The sequence below is a fragment of the Paenibacillus agaridevorans genome (assembly GCF_003112455.1).
Lineage (GTDB): Bacteria > Bacillota > Bacilli > Paenibacillales > Paenibacillaceae > Pristimantibacillus > Pristimantibacillus agaridevorans.
In genome coordinates, this window is sequence record NZ_BDQX01000430.1 from 210109 (window position 1) to 231095 (window position 20987).

The following is a 20987-nucleotide window of genomic DNA, read 5'->3' on the forward strand; positions in this document are numbered from 1 at the left end:
CTTTAACCGAAGATCGCTTCGAACAACGGCTTGGCATCGGCCGCCGGGTAAAGCACGTACAGAATCGAATAGACGGCTGTGCCTGTAATGGCCGTAATAAACCAGATGATCGAAGTAAATCGGCCCAGCTTGCGGTGCCTCGCAAACTTCTTTTTGTAGCCGAGTACGATCGTCGTTATGCCGAATACGGCGGCCACTGTTGCCAGCGTGATATGGAACAACAAAAATACCAGATAAAAAGGCTTGAGGCCATCGGGCCCGTTATATGGCGTACTGCCTATAATAAAGGTTCTCGAGGCATAAATAATAAAAAACAAAATGGCCGCGATCGCTGCACTCACCATCATCTTTTGATGCTGCTCGAGCTTGCGCTTAACCGCAAGCCGCCAACCAAATGCCACGAGCGTCGCACTCAAGACGATAAAAAAGGTGCTGACGGTCGGCATTAAAATATTCAAGTCCACTGTCATCCACTCCATGCGTCAATAGTCAATAGGATTTGATAATGGGATCTCCGGGGAGGCCCTTAAACCGCGCCTGGATTCGGATTAGGATTCGGCAAATCATCGTCTTCCGTATGCTCGCGCTTGAACCATTGCTTAAAGATATACGCCAAAATGAGGCCGTACATCAGCTCTTGAACAAGCTTCATGACGATCCCGCCCAATTGCTGGTCATTTTCGGAACCAACCAGGTTAAAAAATTCCGGACCGCCATATTGAGTCAACAAGTAACTCGTATCGCCTGAGATACAATAGCCCATCGCCTTTACCCACACTTCTGGATCGTTGTACGTTGCGTACAAGTCACCAGGCGAGAAGATAATAAGCGCGCATGCTGGCGTAAGCAATACGCCATTGGCGAATACGTAGGCCATTCGCTTGAGATCGGTTAATTTCGACCACTCCGGAACAGGACAAGCGACTTGCCACCACATCATAAAGGATGTAATGAACAGAGCTGCGTAATATAGACGATGAACCGTGAAGTTCGTCATCACATAATCATGGATCAGCGGCACATGGTACAGCGAGAATAACATATTAAACAAAACGAGAGTGGAGATCGGATGCATCAAGAAGGAGAGCTTCTTCCAGAATGGGGCTCCAAACATTCTCCTCCATAAAAAAGCCGGCAGCGCAAGCAGGACCATCGGGGGAACAATCAAATACGAAATGGCCATATTCACCATATGATAGGTAAACGTCAAGTGACCCATTAGGCTAAGAGGACCGCCCTGCGCCAAATAAAATAATAACGCGGCTCCGATAAACAGCATCTTCTGAAGCGTCGTCGCAGTCGGCTCCTGCGGAAAATGTTTCTCTCTCCAAGGTCCTATCAAATAGAAATACAGAATGACCACCGCAATAACTCCGAATAGAAACATGGGCGACCATAATTGCTCAAAAGTGAAGTATTCGTTTAAGCCAAACATCTTGGAAGGCTCCTTTCTCCTGTACAGCATACCCGAACGGCAAGAAATGCCAATCTTACGGAAAGAAGAGGGACCCGCTGACTGGGACCCTCCTCTCTTCAATTCTTATCGGTCCGGAGTTACGATTACCACCAAACCCAATATTCTGCCATGATCACAGCTGTAAAGACGATGACTACACCGAACAGAATTCCGATAATCGCGAATGTGTGACCGCGATCCTTCATGTGCATCCAAAATGCCATCTGTACAAAAACTTGAAGGAAAGCCGTACCCATTAAAATAACATAGATAAAGTCTTTATTAATTTCTCCGCTGATCACAGTCGCAAATGCGATGAAAGTCAGCAGAATCGAGAAGATAAACGCAACGACATGTTTTTTGGGACCTTCAACCTTGTGATGTTTGGTGCGTTGCTCAGCGGCTCCGTGATTGCTTGCCATACCGTTAAACCACCTTTCCCATCAGGTAGACAACCGTGAAGATGAATACCCATACAACGTCGATAAAGTGCCAGTACATCCCGGCTACGTATACCTTAGGCGCCGTTACAACATTTAGTCCCTTGCGGGACAATTGGATGATCAGAAGCGTGATCCATACAATACCGAACAACACGTGCGCGCCGTGGAAGCCGACCAGCGTGTAGAACGAAGAGCTGAACGCGCTTGTCGTGAAGCCGTGACCTTCGTGAACATAGTGGTAGAACTCGTAAATCTCAAGCCCCAGGAATGAAGCTCCCAAGACTACCGTAACGATCAACCAGCCAATCAGGCTTTTTACATTTTTCTGATGCATCGCTTGAATCGCGAACACGCTTGTCAAGCTGGATGTAAGCAAGATCGCAGTCGCGATAGCAACCAGCATGAGATCGAACAAATGATTGGCGGTAGGTCCTTCGAGCACTTGATCTCGAAGCGACAGGTACGCCGCGAACAAAGTACCGAAGAGAACGGTCTCGCCGCCGAGGAATAACCAGAAACCTAATACTTTATTGCGTCCCTCGAGGGTAGCCTTCTCCGGCTCATGGGGCAATTGCCCTTCTACATGCGTATGTGCACTCATGCTTTCCCCCCCAAGTCCTTCAGAATTTCGTCTTCTTCGATATGGAAGCCGTGGTCATCGATCATGGACCGGAGCACCATACACAATAATGTAGTGGCAAGGCCGATAATTCCGATGAAGTGTCCCGTCTTAAGCGCTCCAATGTGCCCCCAATCCGGAGCGTACATAAACCCGAAGCCTGCAACGAACAAGCCAACACCCATAAAGAATGGCAGAATCGATGGAGACGGCATATGAATCGGACCGATCGGCTCCGCAGGCGTCATGCCTTTGTGGCCTTCCATCTTCTCTTTCCAATACGCGTCATAACCGCGAACAAGCGGAGTTTGCGCGAAGTTGTACTCTGGCGGAGGAGATGGAATCGTCCACTCCAGCGTACGTCCGTCTTCCCAAGGATCTGCTGACGCATTTTTAGGTTTAGCCATTGTTACTACAACGTTCATCAGGAACAAGATTGTGCCTACGCCCATCAGCAAAGCGCCGACCGTACTAATCATGTTCATCTCGTTAAAGCCGATGCCATCCAGGTACTGCCAGATCCGACGCGGCATCCCGAGCAAGCCCAAGAAGTGCTGAATGAAGAATGTCAAGTGGAAGCCGATAAAGAATGTCCAGAATGTGATCTTGCCGAGCGTCTCGTTTAACACCCGTCCGAACATCTTAGGCCACCAGTAATGCAATCCTGCAAAAATACCCAATACCAGACCGCCTACGATAACGTAGTGGAAATGCGCTACAACGAAGTAGGTATCATGATACTGGAAGTCGGCGGGGGCCGATGCCAGCATGACGCCTGTAACGCCGCCCATAACGAAAGTTGGTACGAATCCGACCGCATACAGGTTGGCGGATGTAAATTTGATCGAACCGCCCCACATGGTAAACAGCCAGTTAAAGATTTTGATGCCTGTTGGAACGGCAATCAACATTGTTGCAATAGAGAACAACGCGTTCGCAACGGGACCAAGACCTGTTGTAAACATATGATGCGCCCATACCATGAAGCCCAGGAATCCGATCAAAATCGTCGCGAATACCATGGAGCTGTAGCCGAATAGACGCTTGCGCGAAAACGTACTGATAACCTCGGAGATAATACCGAAGGCCGGCAGAATGAGGATGTATACCTCAGGATGCCCGAAAATCCAGAAAATATGCTCCCACAATACTGCGTTGCCGCCTGCGGTAGGATCGAAGAAATTCGCGCTGAACAACCGATCGAACATCAAGGCCGCAAGACCGACAGTAAGCGCTGGGAATGCGAACAGGATCAATGCGGACGTGATAAATGCCGTCCAAGTGAACAATGGCATCCGCATAAATGTCATGCCAGGTGCACGCATGTTGATAATCGTTACAAGAAAGTTGATACCGCCGATCAAAGTACCAATACCGGCAATCTGCAGGCCCAATACGTAATAATCCATACCATGGTCATTACTATAGGTGGTTCCTGCCAGCGGCGCATACGCCGTCCAACCTGCGTCTGGCACATCGCCGACGATCCAGCTGACATTAAGCAGCAAGCCGCCGAAGAAAAATGTCCAAAAGCCTAATGAATTCACGAACGGAAATGCGACGTCCCGCGCGCCGATCTGAAGCGGCACGACCGCGTTCATAAAGGCGAACAGGAGCGGCATTGCCGCAAGGAAGATCATGGTTGTGCCGTGCATCGTAATCAATTCGTTGTATGTATCCGCTCCAACGAAATCATTTTGCGGAGCCCATAGCTGAATCCGGATCAGGATCGCTTCAAGTCCGCCGACGAGAAAAAAGAATCCCCCTGCTATCAAATACAAAATACCGATTTTCTTATGGTCAACCGTTGTAAGCCAGTCCATAAGACCGCTGTAACGTTTGACTGCATGTGCATGAGCCAAGGTAGGCGCCTCCTTCATCGCTGATGATATTATTCGTAATCTAACGTTAACTCAGACAAGTATTGTGCAATCCCTTCCAGCTCGTCCTCGGTCAATTCGTATCGGTTCGACATCAGATTGCCGGGCTTAACCGCCTCTGGATCCTTGATCCAATTATAGAGATTGTTATATACAGTATCTTCGTGTTTGTATTGCTTATCATCAGCTTCTACGTTGACAAGAATACCACCGACGCTATTGCGGCTTGCAATGCCAGACAGGTTCGGATAAGCTTGTACGCCCAAGTCGCCAATTGCATGGCATACCAGGCATTTGCTTTGGAACACTTCTGCTATTGCCGGGTCGGATGGAAGAGCAACGGGCTCTTTGATCGCTGCAGCCCAGCGGTCGAACGCTGCGCCATCGACGGATTTTACTTTAAAATCCATCAGGCCATGGGACGGTCCGCACAATTCGGCGCATTTACCCAAGTAAACGCCTTCTTTCGGCGCGGAAAAATACATATGGTTCTCATTGCCGCTTGGATTCGTGTCGATCTTGCCTGCCAGCGACGGAACCCAGAAGGAGTGAATCACGTCAGCCGTCTTCGCTTCGATCGCGATCGTCTTGCCGGTTGGAATGACCAGCTCCTGCGCAGTCTTGATGCCTAACTCCGGATACTCGAACTCCCACCAGTACTGATGAGAAGTCACGATGACTTTAACTGCATCAGGGTCATTGCTGTAATCCTTGGACAAGTTAAACACCGATTGCAAAGTAGGAACGGCCAGGATCACGAGCAAGATGATCGGAATGACGGTCCAGATAACCTCAAGTTTGTGGCTACCCTCTACCTGCTTAGGAATGGTCTTGTCTCCCGAACGTCTGCGGAACCGGATAATGACATACAAAGCAAGGGCGAATACGACAACAACAACGATGCCCATAATGATAATCGCCGTCTTCATCAATCCGAATTGCTCTTCCGCTACCGGCCCTTGAGGATTCAGCGTAGACAAGTCTTCTCGTCCGCATGCCGCAAGCACCAATGCCATCATGGCCATCAGCGGTGCCAGCCGTCTTACAAATTGCCACCGATTCATCATTAATCAACCCCACTTTTGACGTTTTCGCAGCGGCCATTTTTTCACGTGGCAAGCGGCCTGCTGCGTGTTTCACAGCTGTTGTTACATCTCGTGCAACTTTAAACACTTTATTAAATATAAAGTTGACGCTCTCTTTTGTCAATGTTCCACAGAGAGTTCACAAATTGTTCTCAAAGCTGTCAAAAACGGATATTTTAGCGCTCTTTCGGGCTATTGCGACGGTATTTGCAGCCGTGCTTTAAAGCTTCGTTTACCTTTCATTGTGCACCAAACCCATGGTCATTTATGTATGCTTTCCTAAGGCGTATGTTTTACCTCGTGGGAACGGACACTAACATCATCCCAATTAGGATTGGAGGTAAGCCAATGACGATGATGCGACGGGCCGGTATCATCCTGTTGTCCTTGCTCTTGGTCATTGCCGTTTCGGCTTGCGGCTACAAGAAGTCTATGCAGCATTCCGACTCGGACTATGGAAGCAGGAAGCCCGGAGATCCCAAGATGCAGGGACTGAAGGCGTATGGGTCCACGAATACCGACGCGGGGCAGCATGACAATGCCTTTTTCGAATACAGCTCCATGCTGTCGAACAAGATCGGCTCGCTCAATGGCGTAGCGAATGGGATTGTTATGCTGACGGACAAAAACGCTTATGTAGCGATTTTATTGGATTGGTCTGCAGCGGGTACGAAAGCGAAGGGCGGTACGGACGAGCAAAATAATACCGGCTCCAACGGCGGCGTATTCAATGCCGATTCCGGTTCGCCTTACAGCAATCCTTACACTATCGTGACTCCGTATAATTCCTTCTTTACCGTTATGGACCACCAGAACTTGTCCAATGAATTGAAACAGACGATTGCGAAGCGCATTCGCGAAGAATCCCCTATGATCCAGGAGGTTCATATTTCCGCCAATATGGAGTTCAACAATTATTTTGTTCGATTCGCTTCGGAAGCCTGGGCCGGCCGATCGTTAACGCCTTTGGTCGACACCTTCAACAAAGTTGTTCAATACGAATTCGACGGGGCTGCGGAACGTCCCGCCCCCATTACGGAACCCGGTCACTACTCGCCGCAGGATTGGCAGCTGCGCAAGTTCAACAGACGCTAATCTTAACATTTATTATAGAAGAAACACGAGGAGCTTACCATGGTATGGGAGCTCCTCGCATGCTTTTTGCGGCAGTTATTTCCCCTTCATGCCCGTTTGAAGGCGGTCGAGAGCGGAGCGATAGGCCTGCCTGTCTGCTTCGTTGCGGGCCGCTTGCTCCAGCCGCTTCAGTTCGTCTTCAAGCTGAGCGGTCATTTGGCGTATTCGATCGGCAGGTTTGTCCGCTTTCTTTTGAGGAAAGCTTCGTCCATCGGCCGTTTGAATATGAAGCGTTATGCCGTCGCTGTCCAACTGTGCCAGCAATACATCCTCAAGCTTCAGCTTCTGCTGACTCATCTTATGACGCAGCCAATCCCTCGTTACGCCCGAAAGCTCCAATTCCTTCTCTAATACGATGCCATCCATGACAAGCGTATGCGGCGGCTTCTCCTCCGCCATCTTCCATCCCAGCATATCCGGGGTGATGGGCTGATACTGTTTCTTCATTAATACATTAAGCTCTCCGCTTGACTCCATCACGGCGAATTCGACATCCGCCACACGATAGGCATCCTTGCTTCTAAGCTGTTCCAGAAGCTCGTCCAAGGTCAGCCTTTCCTTCTTCAGCTGCTCCTTCAACAATTTGCCGTCCTTGATGAGCACCCTGCCTTTTCCGTCTACAAGATCCCTGACCTTTCTATTCTTAACGGTCCAATATTCGATGCCTACCGATACGCTAACCCACACCAGCAGCGATACGATTCCGAGGTACCATAAGTTGTCCAGATCCAACGATACGTAAGCGGCAATGTTGCCGATGGAGATGCCCGTAATGTATTCGAAGAGCGACAACTCCGATATTTGGCGTTTGCCAAGCACTTTCGTCAGAATGAACAGAACTGCCATAGCAGCCAGCGTTCGAATGACAATCTCGATCCACTGCGGCATTTTGAATCCCTCCCTTATCATCCTATGATGTCCAACAAAACCAATGTCATTCTCGTGGCAGCTTCTCTCGCCGTATTTTTGGCGAATCGGGAGACAAACATATACTTGCATTATTCTACTTATGATGATATGATAATAAGAATGTAATATTTAACCCCTATAGATCCCCAGTAAGAATCAACTATACCCTCTGTATTTGATCATCTTGACTAACGAATCTAGGCTCATGTTTCAACTGTTTTTCTGATTCACACTGGCGCGGTCAATGGAGCCGCAAGGACGGAAGAGAGGTAGGGCTTTCGTTGTTTTGGGAAAAATAAGACGCACAAACAACTGTGATGCACATGCTGTTTACGATAAGCTGCGGGGATAATATGCCGTCCTGATTAAGGACATGGCAGGTTAAATATATGCAATTAAGGGCTGCCTGGCCGGCGACGATTGTCGCCGACAGGGCAGCCCTGTCCAATTCTCAGCTATTATTTTATTTACCCTTTCCGATTACCCCACATCGTATCCTTGTTCCTCGATTGCCGCTTTAATGGCATCCAGACTTACTTTAGCTTCATCATACTCCACCGTTACTTTCTTGTCCGCCAGGCTGACCTGACCGCTCGCGCCAACTTCGCTTACCGCTTTCTCTACCGAACTCACGCAATGACCGCAGCTCATGCCTTCTACTTTTAATACAACGTTTGCCATTGTTATCATCCTCCATTCTGGTTTTTAGTTAATACCACCCCGGGGTATGCCTTTCTAACCCTTATGTTATCATACCCCCCAAGGGTATGTAAAGTCGCATTTTATTCCTCGGTAATTGACCAGTCTTTCGTTCTTTCGTCTCCCCTATTCATCTTACTTCGTATATGCTACGATCATCTTGTAAGCGTTTTTTCGAATAAAATCAACTCGCGCGTTTAACATGGTTCGAACATAACAGCGGTATACTTCTAATTAAAAAGGAAAAAGGATGTGTCCCCATGAAATCCATGATCAACTTCGCCCATCGAGGTGCCAGCGCTTATTGTCCCGAGAATACGATGGCCGCATTCGCCCGTGCTCTGGAGCTAGGCGCAACCGGCATTGAGACAGACATTCAACGAACGAAGGATGGCGTGCTCGTCTGTATTCACGACGAGTCGCTGCAACGAACGGCCGGCACGGCGCGGCTCGTCGTTGACACCGATTACGAAGCCATTTGCCAGCTTGATGCCGGCAGCTGGTTCGACGCGTCGTTTGCTGGCGAACGTATTCCGACCTTGGATCAGCTGCTGGCATTGGCTGCGGAATCAGAGCTTATTCTTAATCTGGAACTGAAGAACGGCGCCGTCCAATATCCGGGAATGGAAGCCGAAGTTATCTCGGCCGTACGCCAGGCAGGCTTGGCCGATCGCGTCGTCCTGTCCAGCTTCAATCATTATTCGCTGGCGCTCTGCAAGTCGCTGGACCCGGACATTCGCACGGGCATTTTATATATGGAAGGCTTATATCGGCCTTGGGAATATGCCGCGACGCTGAATGCGGATGCCTTGCACGCGTATCATTTTGCCGTCCTCCCCGAATGGGTGAAGGAAGCGGAAGAAGCCGGCATCGTCTATCACCCCTTCACCGTTAATGAAGAAGCAGAGATGCTCCGTCTTATCGAAGCAGGTGTTGCCGGCATCATTACGGATTATCCCGACCGGCTGCACAAGCTCATTCAGAGCAGGAGGTAGCGATGACTGCCATAGCCTACGCCCCGCGAAAAATTTGGCTGCTTGGTCTCGGCTTCTTTAGCATCAGCATTACATGGGCTTTGTACAACGCTTATGTGCCGCTCTATTTGGAGCATTTTATTAAGAACGTGGGGCTTATCGGCTTCATGATGACGATCGACAATTACTTTGCGATGTTCCTCCAGCCCTGGATCGGACGCAAGAGTGACCGGACCCGCACAAAGTTCGGCAAACGGATGCCCTTCCTGCTCATCGGCATGCCGCTGGCCGCCGTGTTCGGAGCGTTAATTCCATGGCATAACGGGATCGTGACGTTGATTCTGTTTATGGTGCTTATGAATCTCTCCATGAGCCTATACCGATCGCCTACCGTAGCTCTGATGCCGGATTTAACGCCGCCAGGGAAGCGAACGCAGGCTAACGGCATCATTAATTTCATGGGAGGCGTAGGCTCCATCCTTGCTTTTGCCGGAGGCGCTTATTTAAACGACTGGCATACATCGCTGCCCTTTCTAACCTCATCCGTACTTACGCTGCTTTGTTTGACGGTATTGTTTTTCGTCATTCGGGAACCGCATGCCGCCAGCTTCGTCTTGGAACGCAAAGCGGAAGCGCTGCCTGGCGACTACCGAAAAGAATGGAATAAGCCTACGCTGTTTCTGTTAGGGGCGATTTTCTTTTGGTTTTTCTCCTATCAAGGAGTCGAAGCCTTGTTTACGCTCTATGGAACGAATCGGCTGGGCATGACGGACAGCGCTGCGGCATTTTCGCTCGCCTTTTTTTCGCTCTCCTTTGTCATCGCGGCCATCCCTAGTGGAATGCTAGGCAATCGATTCGGCAAAAAAAAGATCATTCTGCTTGGCATAATCGGCCTTATCGTCGTCTTTTCGTTGGTCTCGCTGATCGAATCGGTGCTGCTCTTGCGGATCATGCTGCTCATAGGAGGAGTTTTCTGGGCGTGCATCAACATTAACTCTTATCCGTTCATCGTCCAGTTGGGCGAAGAGAGCAGTATCGGCACGCGTACCGGCATCTATTATATTGCCTCATCCATCGCCGCCATCTCCTCTCCGCCATTGATGGGCGTCATTATCGATTGGATGGGATACGCCATGCTGTTCTATATCGCAGCCGCCGGGATGGTCATTGCGTTGTTATTTCTGCTAGGCGTTCGCGATCAGGGCAAGTCTCTTCCCGTACAGCCGCCTGTTACTATGTAGCGTTTAATTCAGCGTTAAACAACAATGGCGATGCCAGGACCTCCGTCCATGGCATCGCCATTTAAATATTTAATGGATGCTGTTTTTGCTGAAATTGCCGCCCAGCACGTCAGAGACATGTTCGATCGCGATAAACGCCTTCTCATCGTATTCGTGCACGATCGATTTCAGCTTCGCAAGTTCCAGCCGCGAAACTACGCAATAGACCACTTGAAGATCATCGCCGGAGAACCCCCCTCGGGCTTGCAGCAGCGTCGTGCTTCGGCCTAGCCGATCGATAATTGCCTGGGAAATGTCGACATGTTCCTTCGAAATAATCGTCACCGATTTGGATTCCTCCAATCCTTCGACAACAATATCGATTACCTTGATCGCTATGTAATAGGCCAGTATGGAATACATGGCGGAGGTCCATTCGAAAACGAAACCCGCAATCAGGAAGATGACGAGATTAAAGACCATAATGACTTGTCCTACCGCAACGCGTAGCTTTTTGGAGATCAGGATAGATACCACTTCGATGCCGTCGAGGGCGCCTCCATAACGGATGACAAGACCTACGCCGGCCCCCAAAATCATACCGCCGAACAGGACAGCCAGAAGCTTATCCTCCGGAAAGGCGCCTACATGATGCAGAAATGCCGTCGTAATGGACATAATCGTAATGCCGTAGAGTGTAGACAGTGCAAAAGTTTTGCCTAATTGCTTGTAGCCGAGGATGAGGAACGGAACGTTCGCAAGAAATAAGTAGACGCTAAGAGGAAGAGGAGTAAGCTCAGACAACATAATGGATATACCGGCTATGCCGCCATCGATAATCTGGAACGGTACAAGGAAAAGCTCCAGGGCCACGCCCATCAGGACAGAACCGATCGTAAGGAAAACAAAGCGTTTTATGATTTCGAGACTGGAAAGCTTTTTATGTTCTCGGTGCGGCAAACAAGTTCCCCCTCATTGAAGATTGCTGATTCTCATTATAAACTTTTTTATTCAAACTTGCATCAATATCTATTTGAGATCAATGAGGACTTATTTCATGCCCTAAATCGGATCTATGATGCAAATACTCCTCAAAATGTAATAAGCTCCGCCGCTCTGTTAGAGCGGCGGAGTTATATGATAAGCCATGCTTATGGTTTGGAAGCGGCGGCAGGCTGCGCTTCTCCGGAGGATTCCCCCATCTGCAGCCGGTACATCCGGTAGTATCTGCCCTCCAGCGCCATTAACGAATCATGATTCCCCCGCTCGACGATCTCGCCCCGATGCAGTACCAGAATCTGATCCGCCTCCCGAATCGTCGACAGCCGATGGGCGATAATCAGCGTTGTGCGGCCTTCGCTGACGACCTTTAGCGCGCGCTGAATGACATGCTCCGTTTCGCTGTCGACACTGGCCGTCGCTTCGTCCAGAATAAGGATAGCGGGATCGTAGGCTAGCGCACGCGCGAACGAGATCAGTTGACGCTGCCCAGCAGAGAAAGTGCTTCCCCGTTCAACGACAGGCTCATGAACGCCCCCCGGCAGAGAATCGATAAAGGATGAAGCCCCTACCTCCCGCAACGCGGCCTCCACACGTTCTTGCGTAATGCCTTCCTGATACATGCTGACGTTAAAGGAGATATCGCCCGCAAAGAGATAAGGATCCTGAAGGACGATCCCCATCGGCTTGCGAAGCTCCTGTTTGGACATCATGCCGATGTCTTTGCCGTCGATCGTAATGGTTCCTTGATCCGGCTCATAGAAGCCAAGCAGCAGATTCATGATGGAGCTCTTGCCGGATCCCGTGTGGCCGACCAGCGCCAGTGTTTGCCCCCGCTTGACCTCGAACGAAATATTGCGCAGCACTTGTTCTCCTTTCTTGTAGGAGAAGCTTACGTCGCGGAATGCGATATCGCCTCGCGTATCCTGTCTAATGCGGGAAGGCGTCTCCTCGACATCTCTGCCTTCCATGTCCATAATCGCAAACACCTTCTCCGCCGCTACATATGCCCGTTGGGCATTCGTCAGTTGGTCGAATATGCCGATTATAGGTTGAAAAATTCGGCCCAGGTAATCGATGAACGCGTACAGAACGCCGAACAGAATGACGCCGGACAACGCCTGACCGCCGAAATACCAGAGAACGAACGCCGTTAAAAGCGCCCCGATCGTGCCGACGATATTCCGGGATGATAACGAGAACACGCGGAATTGCTTAACCTGATTTACGTATCTGTCATGATTCAGTTCTTCGAATTCCTCGATGGTGCGCTTCTCCCTGCGAAAGGCTTGAATAATAGGCATCACGTTAATAGATTCGTTGATCATCGCGTTCATATCGCTGAGACGCGCGCGCATGACGGCTATGTACCGCTTCGAGAATTTGAGATGCACAACCATGATGACGGCGAATAAAGGCAGCAGCAGCAAACAAAGCAGAGCCAGCTTTACGTCGAGTAAGAAAAGAGCCGTATAAATGCCGGCCAGTTGCACAAAGCTGACTACGAACGTCGCCATAAAGCTCATAAACAGCTCGCGGATCGCCTCCGTATCGTTCGCAATACGCGACACGATAGCCCCGATCGGCGTGTTGTCGAAGTAACGGAGCGGAATCCGGTGAATTTGGCGCATGAGATCCACCCGCATATTGCGAATAATTCGAAGCGCTGTCGCCTGCAGCAGGTAGGATTGCAGAAAGTGTAGTCCGCCCGCGGCAACCAGCAGCCCGACATAGATCGCCAGCAACGTAAGGACCGGCGCCATTCCGCCATCTCCTCCTGTGCTAAGATGATCGTCAATTATGGTTTTTACGATGAACGGGCCGGCCAGCTCTGCCCCTACCGCGCAGCACAGGATCAAAATTGCGCCAATAATTCTGAACTTGTAGGTCAGCGCATAGGCCAGAAGCTTTTTAATGGTAGCTGCTCCAGCCTTCTTGCCTTCGTTATGCATCTCCATGCTCATCCCCCTGCTCCTCCAGGCTGGCTTCCATCTGCTGTCGCTCCCATTGTTGCTTGTACCAGCCGCCCAGCAGCATCAATTGCTCATGCGTGCCTTCTTCCAGCACTTTGCCGCCTTCCAGCACCAAAATCCAGTCCGCGTGACTGACAGCGGATAGACGATGCGTTGTAATAAATGTCGTTTTGCCGGCCCGCTCCCGGCGGATCGCCTTCAGAATGCGGCTTTCCGTACGGGCATCCACGGCGGACAAGGAATCGTCGAACAGCAGCATCTCGGAATCGACGAGAAGAGCGCGGGCAATCGCAAGGCGTTGCTTCTGTCCTCCGGACAACATGACGCCGTTTTCTCCGACGATCGTCGCCAGTCCTTCCGGCATGCCCGCGATATCCGTGTCGAAGGAGGCCATCGCAACCGCCTTATCCATTTCCGCATCCGTGGCATCCGGCTTGCCTAGCGCGATATTGTCGCGGATCGACTTCGACAGCAGCAGATGCTCCTGCGGTACATAAGCGATCCACTCTCGCATCCGCTCCAGCGGAATCCGTTCAATCGGGGCTTCCGAGATATACGCTGCATTCGGCTGCACGGGATATTGCCGCAGCAGCTGCTTCAGCAGCGTGCTCTTTCCGCTGCCGGTCTTGCCTACGATCCCCAACGTTTCTCCTCTCTCCAGGCGGAAGCTAATCCCCGACAAGCTTGGCGCAGCCGCGCCGGGATAGGTGAAGCTGAGACGATTGAACGAGACGCTTGCAGGAATGTCCACGGATAGAGGGTTATCGGGCTCCGTTACATCTGGCCGCTCGTCAAACGCTTTTTCCAGCCGGTCGGCTGAAGCGGTTCCACGCTGCAGCACGTTGATGAATTCGCCGAAGGAAATCATAGGCCAGATCAACATGCCGAGATAAATATTAAACGTCAGCAATTGCCCGATCATAATTTCGTTCTCGAGCACCAGATAGGAGCCAAAGCCGATGCTGATCGTATAACTGATGCCGACAATAATAGAGATCAGGGGATGGAACATGGCATTAAGAAGCGACACTTGACGATTTTTTGTCATGACATCTTCCGTCACGCGGCCAAAGGCGGCCAGATCGGCGTTTTCTTGCACATAGGAGCGGATGACGCGAATGCCGGAGATGGACTCCAGCGCATGATCGTTCATATTGCCAAATGCAGCTTGCGCCGCCATAAAGCGGATGCGCACCTTCCCGCCCAGCTTTATAATGACAAAGGCGAGCAGCGGCAATGGCAGCAAGGCTGCAAGCATCAGCTTGAAAGAGACGAAGGTCACCATCATGACGATGACGACGGATGCCCCGACGAGCGTATTGACCAGCGTCATAACGCCGTACCCCGCCGTATTCCCGATGGCAAGCACATCGTTGGTGGCAAGAGCCATTAATCCGCCCGTGCTGTTTTTGTGGAAAAAGGACGGCCTCAGCACCGTCAAATGCGCCAGCAGTCTGCCGCGGAGCAGCTTCTCTACCAGTACCGAATTGCCGAATAAAGTGGTGATCCATACGTAGACAAGTCCATAAGTGAGCAGAGCCAGGCCAACCAGAAGCATAACCTTCCTGCCCAAGTCATCTCTAGTCAACTCGCCTGTGCTAATGGCGTCAACCGTATTGCCAATCCATCTCGGAGGTATGGACGAGAGCAGACTGACAATCGTCATTAACGTAATCGCGATCGCGTAACTGCGCCATCTTTGCTTAAAAAACCAATCCAATCGCTTTAAAAAAGTCAAAGGAACTCCCCGCTTTCCGGCATTCGATTGTATAATATTACCTTTATTTTTGCTATCCTACAACAGTAAAAAACGATTAAAACTGTATGTGACAGAAGTGTCACTTTGCATTCCGTAGAATCGATGGAACGGGGGAGCGGCTGGACGGTATAGTGAGGACAGAGACAAGAAACAGAGAGGAGAAACCTTATGCAGACACCTATTATTCGTGCCCGTAATGTATCCAAAAGTTATGGCAAGACGCCCGTGCTTCGCAATATCGACCTTACGGTTAACGAAGGAGAGTTTACAGCCATCATGGGGCCGTCGGGCTCCGGCAAGTCGACGCTTATGAACGTACTGTCGACGATTGACCGGGTAACCGGCGGAGAAGTATGGCTGGGACAGCAGTCGCTGCTATCTCTGGGCAAAAAGGAGCTTCGCCGTTTCCGTCAGGAGCGGATGGGCTTTATCTTTCAGGATTATAATCTGCTCGACACGCTCACCGTCCAGGAAAATATTTTGCTGCCTCTATCGCTGAGGGGCTTTAAGATCGACGAGATGAAGAAGCGGCTGCATCCGCTTGTCGAGGCGCTGCAGCTCGGGGCTATTCTCGACAGGTATCCGGCCGGCATCTCCGGCGGACAAAAGCAGCGGACCGCATCCGCCCGCGCGCTTATCACCAATCCCGCCGTCGTCTTCGCGGACGAGCCTACCGGAGCTCTGGATTCCAGATCCGCGACAGAGCTGCTGGAAGAGATGGCCGGCATGAATGGCCGATTCGGCACGACGATCCTGATGGTGACGCATGATCCTTATGCGGCGAGCTACTGCAATCGCGTCATCTTTTTGCGCGACGGCGCCATTGTAAACGAGCTGTATGCGGGCGACCAATCCCGCAAGTCGTTCTTCGATCGCATTCTGGAATCGCAAAGCCTGCTCGGGGGTGGACGGGTATGAGCCTGCTCCAACTGACGCTTCGCGGCGCCAATCGCAATATTCGGTTATATGCCATCTATCTGTTCGCGATGATCGCAGGCGTCGTTATTCATTTCACCTTTTCGTCGCTTATGTATAATGAAGATATTCTAAACGTACTCCGGAACAGCGATATGTTTCGCCAAGGGGTAACCATTGCTTCCATCGCGATCAGTCTATTCATTATCTTGTTTATCCTGTACGCCAATTCCTTCTTCATGAGGCAACGCAAAAAAGAGATTGGCATGTACTTGCTGCTTGGCATGAGCGAGAGGCAAGTGACGCGGATGTTATTCTATGAGACGGTTATATTAAGCGTCCTCTCTCTCGTGTCGGGCATTCTGCTCGGGGGCTTGCTGTCGAAGTGGTTCGGCATGCTGCTAATGAAACTGATGCAATACGACCAAAGCGTTTCCTTGTCGTTCAAAGCTGGCGCTGTCGGTACGACGGCAGCCGTAGTTGCCGCCATCATCCTTATCATCTGGTTGCAGAATCTCATCACGGTCCACCGCGTTCAGCTTGTCGAGCTGTTCCACGCCCGGTCGATCATGGAGAAACCGATTCGAACATCGGCGATTCCCGCCCTTCTTGCCATTATTCTGCTGATTCAAGCTTACGTGCTGATCGTGTTGGGGCGTGAATCCATCGTCTGGAAGGAGTACGGCCTGTTTTCCATGACCGCCGTTTCTGTGGGAATCATTGCGGGAACATGGCTGTTCTTCCGCCAGTTCACCGGCTGGATCCTGGCGAGGCTGGGCAAGATGCCTCGTTATCATGAGGGGAACACGGTGCTTTGGACTTCCTCGCTTCGTTTCCAGGCCAGAAGCAATGCGCTTAATCTCACGTTTATCACCTTGTTCAGCTCGGCCCTCATCCTGCTGACCAGCTTCGTCGCCATCAATTATAGCGTTCAATTTAGCGCAACGGAAAAAAATCTTCCCAACGACATTGCTTTCGAAACGTTGGATGGGGAAACCGACTCCAAGCTGGACGCCCTGATTCGCGGCTTCGAAAAAGAGCATCCCGTGCTCGACTATCGCGTCCTGCACACATTAAAGGCCGATGCCGTCTCCGACAGGGAGATCGCCTTCCAAGGCGAGGAGCAGTTTCTTGAAGGCCTGCTGCTGGTGCCTTGGAGCACCTTCAAGGAGTTCGAGCAGCTAAGGGGACATCCCGAGCCTATCGAGCTAAGCGGCAATGAGACCATCGCGTTATCCGCCGGCATCGATATTCCGCTCGTTCATCCGGCAGGCTCACAGCCCGTCTTCGAGATCCAGGTTGGCTCAGCTCCTCTAACTCTCTCCATCAAGGAGCAGCTCGACTACTCGCTGCTGGGATGGAGAACGACTATCGACGATTCCATGAGCAGCAAGGCAGCCGTTCTCGTCATCGCCGATGATGCCTATGCTTCGTTGCGGCCATCCGCCGAGGAGCAGACGTTTCAAATCTATACCATCGAAGATGCAGGGAATGCGGAAGAGTTGTCTCGGCAAGTGCAGCTGCTATTCTATTCCGCGGCACCGGAAGGGTACTACTCCTCCTTCGCCGACGTCTACTCCAAGCAGATCGAGAGCTCTTCGCTCCTGTTGTTCTCCGGGGCGTTCCTGGCAGTTATCGCGCTGTTCGCGCTGGCGAGCGTCATCTACTTCCGTCAGCTGCGGGAAGCGACGGACGCCATGACGCAATTCGATACGCTGCGCAAGCTAGGCATTCGCAGCGGTCAAGTGAAAGCAGTTATTCGCAAGCAGCTGTTGTTCGTATTTGCCCCGCCGCTGGTGCTCGGCCTGTTGAACAGCTGGCTCATCATAGATTCCTACATGCTCTCGACGCTGCAGGATTACCCGCAGCTCACGTCCATCGTGATGGGCTCCATGGCCGTGTACTTCGTGATCTACGTTATGCTTTACTTTTCCTCCGCCAGCGTGTACGAACGCATCGTCAGCCGGAAGCTCTAATGCTCCCGGCTTTTCTCTTGAATGCGCATGGCATCCAGATAAGGATCATGGTTGCGCGGAAAATGAATCGTCATCTCCGTATAACTCCCCTTCTCCGATTGACATGTCAAATAATGACCCAGCTTCGCGCACAGCTCCTGTGCCAAATACAGCCCCATCCCCGTCGATTTCCCGTACACTCTTCCGTTCTCGCCCGTGAAGCCTCGATTGAAGATGCGGGGCAGATCCTTCGGATCGATACCCGCTCCGTTATCGCGAACCGTTAGCCGGATCTCCGATGCCGTCTCGGAAGCCGTCACGCTCATTACGCCTCCCGTATCGGTATATTTCAAGCTGTTCGTGATCAATTGCTGAAGGACGAACGACAGCCATTTGGGATCGCTCTGCACGGCAGCGGATTCAATCTGCAGGGCGAGCTTGATTTTTTTCGCGATAAACGTCTTGGCATGCTGCTTCACCATATTCTTGACGAGCTGCTCCAGATCACAGGAGACGATGTCGTAATCCTGATAAAAGCTGTCCAGCTTGGCGTGATAGAGCGCCTGGTCCACGTAATGCTCGATTCTGGACAACTCCTCGTCCATATCGGCTGCGCGGGGATCGGTCTGTTGGATCAGCCTGAGCACGGCGATCGGCGTTTTGATCTCATGGAACCACGACACCATAAACCGATACGACTCCAGTCCTCTTTCGTTTACCTCGTTCAGCTTGCGGATATGCTCCGTCTCCATTCTGTGCAGCTCGTCTTGGCAAGCCTCGCCTTCAAGAGTCATCGGCTCGCCCTCTTCTTCGCGGAGAAGGGCTATGCTTCGCGTCTCCCTGACATATCGATAGGCAAAAAAAGCCGTAATTAACAACGCCAATAACCCCAATCCGTACAAATACGTGTCCCATTTGTAATTGAACCCGGGATCGGCGTAGCTGACGGCCATCGCAAGCGAATAACAAGCGAAACACATGATGATATACGATCGTTGGTAGCGGATAAACTTCCAGACTGACTTCAGCTTCATTCCACAATGTACCCCATTCCTTTGCGGGTGGAAATGAAGTCATCATGGCCGAGCTCCGCGATTCTGCGCCTCAGCCGATTGACGTTGACGGTGAGCGTATTGTCATCAACGAATTGTTCGTCCTTCCATAACGCATGCATCAGCTCATCCCGCGATACGATCTTCCCAATATTCCGCATGAGCGCCTGTAAAATAATAAATTCATTGCGCGACAGCTCCGCTGTTTGGCCTTCCGCTTCGACGGAGGAGTTGGATAGGTGGAAGGACAAACCGCGATGACGCAGTTCCAGCGCCTCGTCCTGGTAGGTATAGTTGCGCCTTAGCAGAGCGCTTACTTTTGCCACGAGTACCGATAAGTCGAACGGCTTCTGCACATAATCGTCGCCCCCCATATTGATGGCCATGATAATGTCCATATTTTGACTTCTTGACGACAGGAATAGGATGGGCACCTTCGAAATGGCCCTTATGCGCTGACACCAATAGTAGCCGTCGAAGACGGGAAGGTTAATGTCGAGCAGCACAAGATGGGGCTCGTGCCTGCGGAACTGTTCTTCGATCCCGTCGAATGCCGTTACTTCGAGCACTTCGTACTGCCACTTTCTCAAACTCTCCGCCACGATCGCCCGTATTTTTTCGTCGTCCTCTACGACCATAATTTTAAACACGCCGATTGCTCCTTCCCGCGCTGCCGCTTCGGTTCCCAGCTTATGTAAAATGCAAAGCTTAAATGTAGTGTGCATAGCTTATGTAGTACGTACATACAGCTTATTTAGAATGAATAGGCTTATTGAGCCAGTATATCACACCTGCCTTGCCGGGCACCCCCGTCCCTGGTCGGTATGCGCGCACAATAAAACCTCCGTGGGTTAGCTCCCTCGGAGGTTTTGTGTTGTTCGCCGCGTGCTTGATGCGTTGTCCGCGGCATTGGTTGATGCGTTGTTCGCCGGCGTTGCTTGATGCGTTGTTCACCGGCGTTGCTTGATGGAAGTACCAGCGATGTATATCTTCTTGCGAGTACTCATCCAGACTATCTTGATCGCGTTTTACAGCAGCTCGCGGATATGAGACTCGATCTTGGCCGGCTCATCTGTCGGAGCAAACCGCTTGACAACGCGGCCTTGACGGTCGATGAGAAACTTCGTGAAGTTCCACTTGATCGATTTGGTGCCAAGCACGCCTCTTGCTTCGTCCGTCAGATGCCGGAACAGCGGATGTGCGTCCTTCCCCTTTACGTCTATTCGGGAATACAAGGGGAAGTTTACGCCGAAGTTCAATTCGCAGGCTTGCTCAATCTCTTTGTCATCGCCCTTTTCTTGATTCGCGAATTGCGCGCACGGAAAACCCAACACGGCAAAGCCCTGGTCCGAATAATCGTCATGCAGCTTCTGCAGCCCCTTGAACTGAGGCGCGAAACCGCAGCCAGTCGCTGTATTGACGATAAGCATAACGTCGCCCTGATATGGTGCAAGGGTTCCTTGATCTCCTTTAATGTTCTTTACCGGAATATTGTAAATGGACATATCATCCACGCCCTTTATTTATATTTTTATTAATTAAATTTTATACAATTTATATTGGGGAGTCAAGCGATTATGAAAAACCGGGTACAATGTGACGCTGGTGGGGGGACAGAGGCATATGTGTATGAAAAACCGAGTACAATGCGACGTTGGCGGCGGCACGAAGGCTAATGTGTATGAAATACCGAGTACAACGCTACGCTGGCGGGGGCAAGAGGGAATATGTGTATGAAAAACCGAGCACAATGCGGCGTTGGCGAGGGCACGAGGGCTAATGTGTATGAAAAACCGAGTACAATGCGATGCTGGCGGGGGCACGAGGGCATATGTGTATGAAAAACCGAGCACAATGCGTCGTTGGCGAGGGCACGAGGGCTAATGTGTATGAAAAACCGAGCACAATGCGATGC

The 20987-nt window shown here is 51.0% G+C and carries 19 protein-coding genes; 5 read left to right on the forward strand and 14 right to left on the reverse strand.

All coding sequences use genetic code 11. From position 1 onward, the window contains the following. Window positions 1-2 precede the first annotated feature (2 nt). The 6 genes from PAT3040_RS33035 to coxB all read right to left on the reverse strand — a co-directional run bounded on the left by PAT3040_RS33035 (window position 3) and on the right by coxB (window position 5465). Window positions 3-464 (reverse strand): DUF420 domain-containing protein, encoded by a 462-nt coding sequence (locus PAT3040_RS33035; RefSeq protein ID WP_181376993.1) that lies wholly within the window; start codon window positions 462-464, stop codon window positions 3-5. A 62-nt stretch (window positions 465-526) separates the two neighbouring features. Next, entirely contained in the window at window positions 527-1435 is a 909-nt protein-coding gene (ctaG, locus tag PAT3040_RS33040; RefSeq protein ID WP_087566181.1) for a cytochrome c oxidase assembly factor CtaG, read from the reverse strand. Between the two features lie 125 nt (window positions 1436-1560). Then, window positions 1561-1878 (reverse strand): cytochrome C oxidase subunit IV family protein, encoded by a 318-nt coding sequence (locus PAT3040_RS33045; RefSeq protein WP_087566180.1) that lies wholly within the window; start codon window positions 1876-1878, stop codon window positions 1561-1563. A 4-nt stretch (window positions 1879-1882) separates the two neighbouring features. Further along, entirely contained in the window at window positions 1883-2500 is a 618-nt protein-coding gene (locus tag PAT3040_RS33050; protein ID WP_087566179.1) for a cytochrome (ubi)quinol oxidase subunit III, read from the reverse strand. Continuing rightward, a complete protein-coding gene (gene ctaD / locus PAT3040_RS33055; RefSeq protein ID WP_108996012.1) occupies window positions 2497-4398 on the reverse strand; it encodes a cytochrome c oxidase subunit I in 1902 nt (633 codons plus the stop codon). The genes PAT3040_RS33050 and ctaD overlap by 4 nt, the downstream gene beginning before the upstream one ends. 11 nt (window positions 4399-4409) lie before the next feature. Continuing rightward, the gene (coxB, locus tag PAT3040_RS33060; protein ID WP_087566177.1) at window positions 4410-5465 is read right to left on the reverse strand and encodes a cytochrome c oxidase subunit II; all 1056 of its coding nucleotides are present in this window, start codon (window positions 5463-5465) and stop codon (window positions 4410-4412) included. 366 nt (window positions 5466-5831) lie between these two features. Here coxB and PAT3040_RS33065 point away from each other — a divergent pair, with 366 nt between their 5' ends. Continuing rightward, on the forward strand, window positions 5832-6578 hold the full coding sequence (locus PAT3040_RS33065; RefSeq protein WP_087566176.1) for a hypothetical protein: 747 nt from the start codon (window positions 5832-5834) through the stop codon (window positions 6576-6578). Between the two features lie 75 nt (window positions 6579-6653). On the opposite strand, the gene PAT3040_RS33070 is transcribed toward PAT3040_RS33065, so the two are convergent. After that, window positions 6654-7505 carry a DUF421 domain-containing protein gene (locus PAT3040_RS33070; protein WP_108996013.1) on the reverse strand — a complete coding sequence of 284 codons (852 nt, stop codon included), beginning with the start codon at window positions 7503-7505 and terminating at the stop codon, window positions 6654-6656. A 501-nt stretch (window positions 7506-8006) separates the two neighbouring features. Then, window positions 8007-8207, reverse strand: coding sequence for a copper ion binding protein (locus tag PAT3040_RS33075; protein WP_087566174.1), 201 nt, complete (start codon window positions 8205-8207; stop codon window positions 8007-8009). A gap of 278 nt (window positions 8208-8485) precedes the next feature. Between PAT3040_RS33075 and PAT3040_RS33080 the strand changes: the two genes are divergently transcribed. Both PAT3040_RS33080 and PAT3040_RS33085 read left to right on the forward strand, forming a co-directional pair. Further along, on the forward strand, window positions 8486-9220 hold the full coding sequence (locus PAT3040_RS33080) for a glycerophosphodiester phosphodiesterase (RefSeq protein ID WP_108996014.1): 735 nt from the start codon (window positions 8486-8488) through the stop codon (window positions 9218-9220). A 2-nt stretch (window positions 9221-9222) separates the two neighbouring features. After that, on the forward strand, window positions 9223-10440 hold the full coding sequence (locus PAT3040_RS33085) for an MFS transporter (RefSeq protein ID WP_108996015.1): 1218 nt from the start codon (window positions 9223-9225) through the stop codon (window positions 10438-10440). A gap of 69 nt (window positions 10441-10509) precedes the next feature. On the opposite strand, the gene PAT3040_RS33090 is transcribed toward PAT3040_RS33085, so the two are convergent. The 3 genes from PAT3040_RS33090 to PAT3040_RS33100 all read right to left on the reverse strand — a co-directional run bounded on the left by PAT3040_RS33090 (window position 10510) and on the right by PAT3040_RS33100 (window position 15129). After that, window positions 10510-11379, reverse strand: coding sequence for a YitT family protein (locus PAT3040_RS33090; RefSeq protein ID WP_087566171.1), 870 nt, complete (start codon window positions 11377-11379; stop codon window positions 10510-10512). Window positions 11380-11570: 191 nt separating this feature from the next. Continuing rightward, window positions 11571-13376, reverse strand: a complete 1806-nt coding sequence (locus tag PAT3040_RS33095) for an ABC transporter ATP-binding protein (RefSeq protein ID WP_108996080.1) — start codon at window positions 13374-13376, stop codon at window positions 11571-11573. After that, entirely contained in the window at window positions 13363-15129 is a 1767-nt protein-coding gene (locus PAT3040_RS33100; protein ID WP_108996016.1) for an ABC transporter ATP-binding protein, read from the reverse strand. The genes PAT3040_RS33095 and PAT3040_RS33100 overlap by 14 nt, the downstream gene beginning before the upstream one ends. A 189-nt stretch (window positions 15130-15318) precedes the next feature. Between PAT3040_RS33100 and PAT3040_RS33105 the strand changes: the two genes are divergently transcribed. Both PAT3040_RS33105 and PAT3040_RS33110 read left to right on the forward strand, forming a co-directional pair. Further along, window positions 15319-16068 (forward strand): ABC transporter ATP-binding protein, encoded by a 750-nt coding sequence (locus tag PAT3040_RS33105; protein WP_087566170.1) that lies wholly within the window; start codon window positions 15319-15321, stop codon window positions 16066-16068. Further along, on the forward strand, window positions 16065-18041 hold the full coding sequence (locus PAT3040_RS33110) for an ABC transporter permease (protein WP_108996017.1): 1977 nt from the start codon (window positions 16065-16067) through the stop codon (window positions 18039-18041). The genes PAT3040_RS33105 and PAT3040_RS33110 overlap by 4 nt, the downstream gene beginning before the upstream one ends. Here PAT3040_RS33110 and PAT3040_RS33115 read toward each other — a convergent pair. The 3 genes from PAT3040_RS33115 to PAT3040_RS33125 all read right to left on the reverse strand — a co-directional run bounded on the left by PAT3040_RS33115 (window position 18038) and on the right by PAT3040_RS33125 (window position 20577). Beyond that, window positions 18038-19054, reverse strand: coding sequence for a sensor histidine kinase (locus tag PAT3040_RS33115; protein WP_108996018.1), 1017 nt, complete (start codon window positions 19052-19054; stop codon window positions 18038-18040). The two genes, PAT3040_RS33110 and PAT3040_RS33115, sit on opposite strands and share 4 nt — an antisense overlap. After that, window positions 19051-19722: a response regulator transcription factor gene (locus PAT3040_RS33120; protein WP_087566167.1), complete on the reverse strand. Its 672-nt coding sequence runs from the start codon at window positions 19720-19722 to the stop codon at window positions 19051-19053. The genes PAT3040_RS33115 and PAT3040_RS33120 overlap by 4 nt, the downstream gene beginning before the upstream one ends. Window positions 19723-20100: 378 nt before the next feature. Beyond that, complete coding sequence (locus tag PAT3040_RS33125) at window positions 20101-20577, reverse strand: glutathione peroxidase (RefSeq protein WP_087566166.1); 477 nt, start codon at window positions 20575-20577, stop codon at window positions 20101-20103. Window positions 20578-20987 lie beyond the last annotated feature (410 nt).

Coding starts and splice junctions, on each gene's coding strand:
- ctaG (WP_087566181.1), bottom strand. CDS start 1,435: ATGTTTGGCTTAAACGAATACTTCACTTTTGAGCAATTATGGTCGCCC.
- PAT3040_RS33045 (WP_087566180.1), bottom strand. CDS start 1,878: ATGGCAAGCAATCACGGAGCCGCTGAGCAACGCACCAAACATCACAAG.
- PAT3040_RS33050 (WP_087566179.1), bottom strand. CDS start 2,500: ATGAGTGCACATACGCATGTAGAAGGGCAATTGCCCCATGAGCCGGAG.
- ctaD (WP_108996012.1), bottom strand. CDS start 4,398: ATGAAGGAGGCGCCTACCTTGGCTCATGCACATGCAGTCAAACGTTAC.
- coxB (WP_087566177.1), bottom strand. CDS start 5,465: ATGATGAATCGGTGGCAATTTGTAAGACGGCTGGCACCGCTGATGGCC.
- PAT3040_RS33065 (WP_087566176.1), top strand. CDS start 5,832: ATGACGATGATGCGACGGGCCGGTATCATCCTGTTGTCCTTGCTCTTG.
- PAT3040_RS33070 (WP_108996013.1), bottom strand. CDS start 7,505: ATGCCGCAGTGGATCGAGATTGTCATTCGAACGCTGGCTGCTATGGCA.
- PAT3040_RS33075 (WP_087566174.1), bottom strand. CDS start 8,207: ATGGCAAACGTTGTATTAAAAGTAGAAGGCATGAGCTGCGGTCATTGC.
- PAT3040_RS33080 (WP_108996014.1), top strand. CDS start 8,486: ATGAAATCCATGATCAACTTCGCCCATCGAGGTGCCAGCGCTTATTGT.
- PAT3040_RS33085 (WP_108996015.1), top strand. CDS start 9,223: ATGACTGCCATAGCCTACGCCCCGCGAAAAATTTGGCTGCTTGGTCTC.
- PAT3040_RS33095 (WP_108996080.1), bottom strand. CDS start 13,376: ATGGAGATGCATAACGAAGGCAAGAAGGCTGGAGCAGCTACCATTAAA.
- PAT3040_RS33105 (WP_087566170.1), top strand. CDS start 15,319: ATGCAGACACCTATTATTCGTGCCCGTAATGTATCCAAAAGTTATGGC.
- PAT3040_RS33110 (WP_108996017.1), top strand. CDS start 16,065: ATGAGCCTGCTCCAACTGACGCTTCGCGGCGCCAATCGCAATATTCGG.
- PAT3040_RS33115 (WP_108996018.1), bottom strand. CDS start 19,054: ATGAAGCTGAAGTCAGTCTGGAAGTTTATCCGCTACCAACGATCGTAT.
- PAT3040_RS33125 (WP_087566166.1), bottom strand. CDS start 20,577: ATGTCCATTTACAATATTCCGGTAAAGAACATTAAAGGAGATCAAGGA.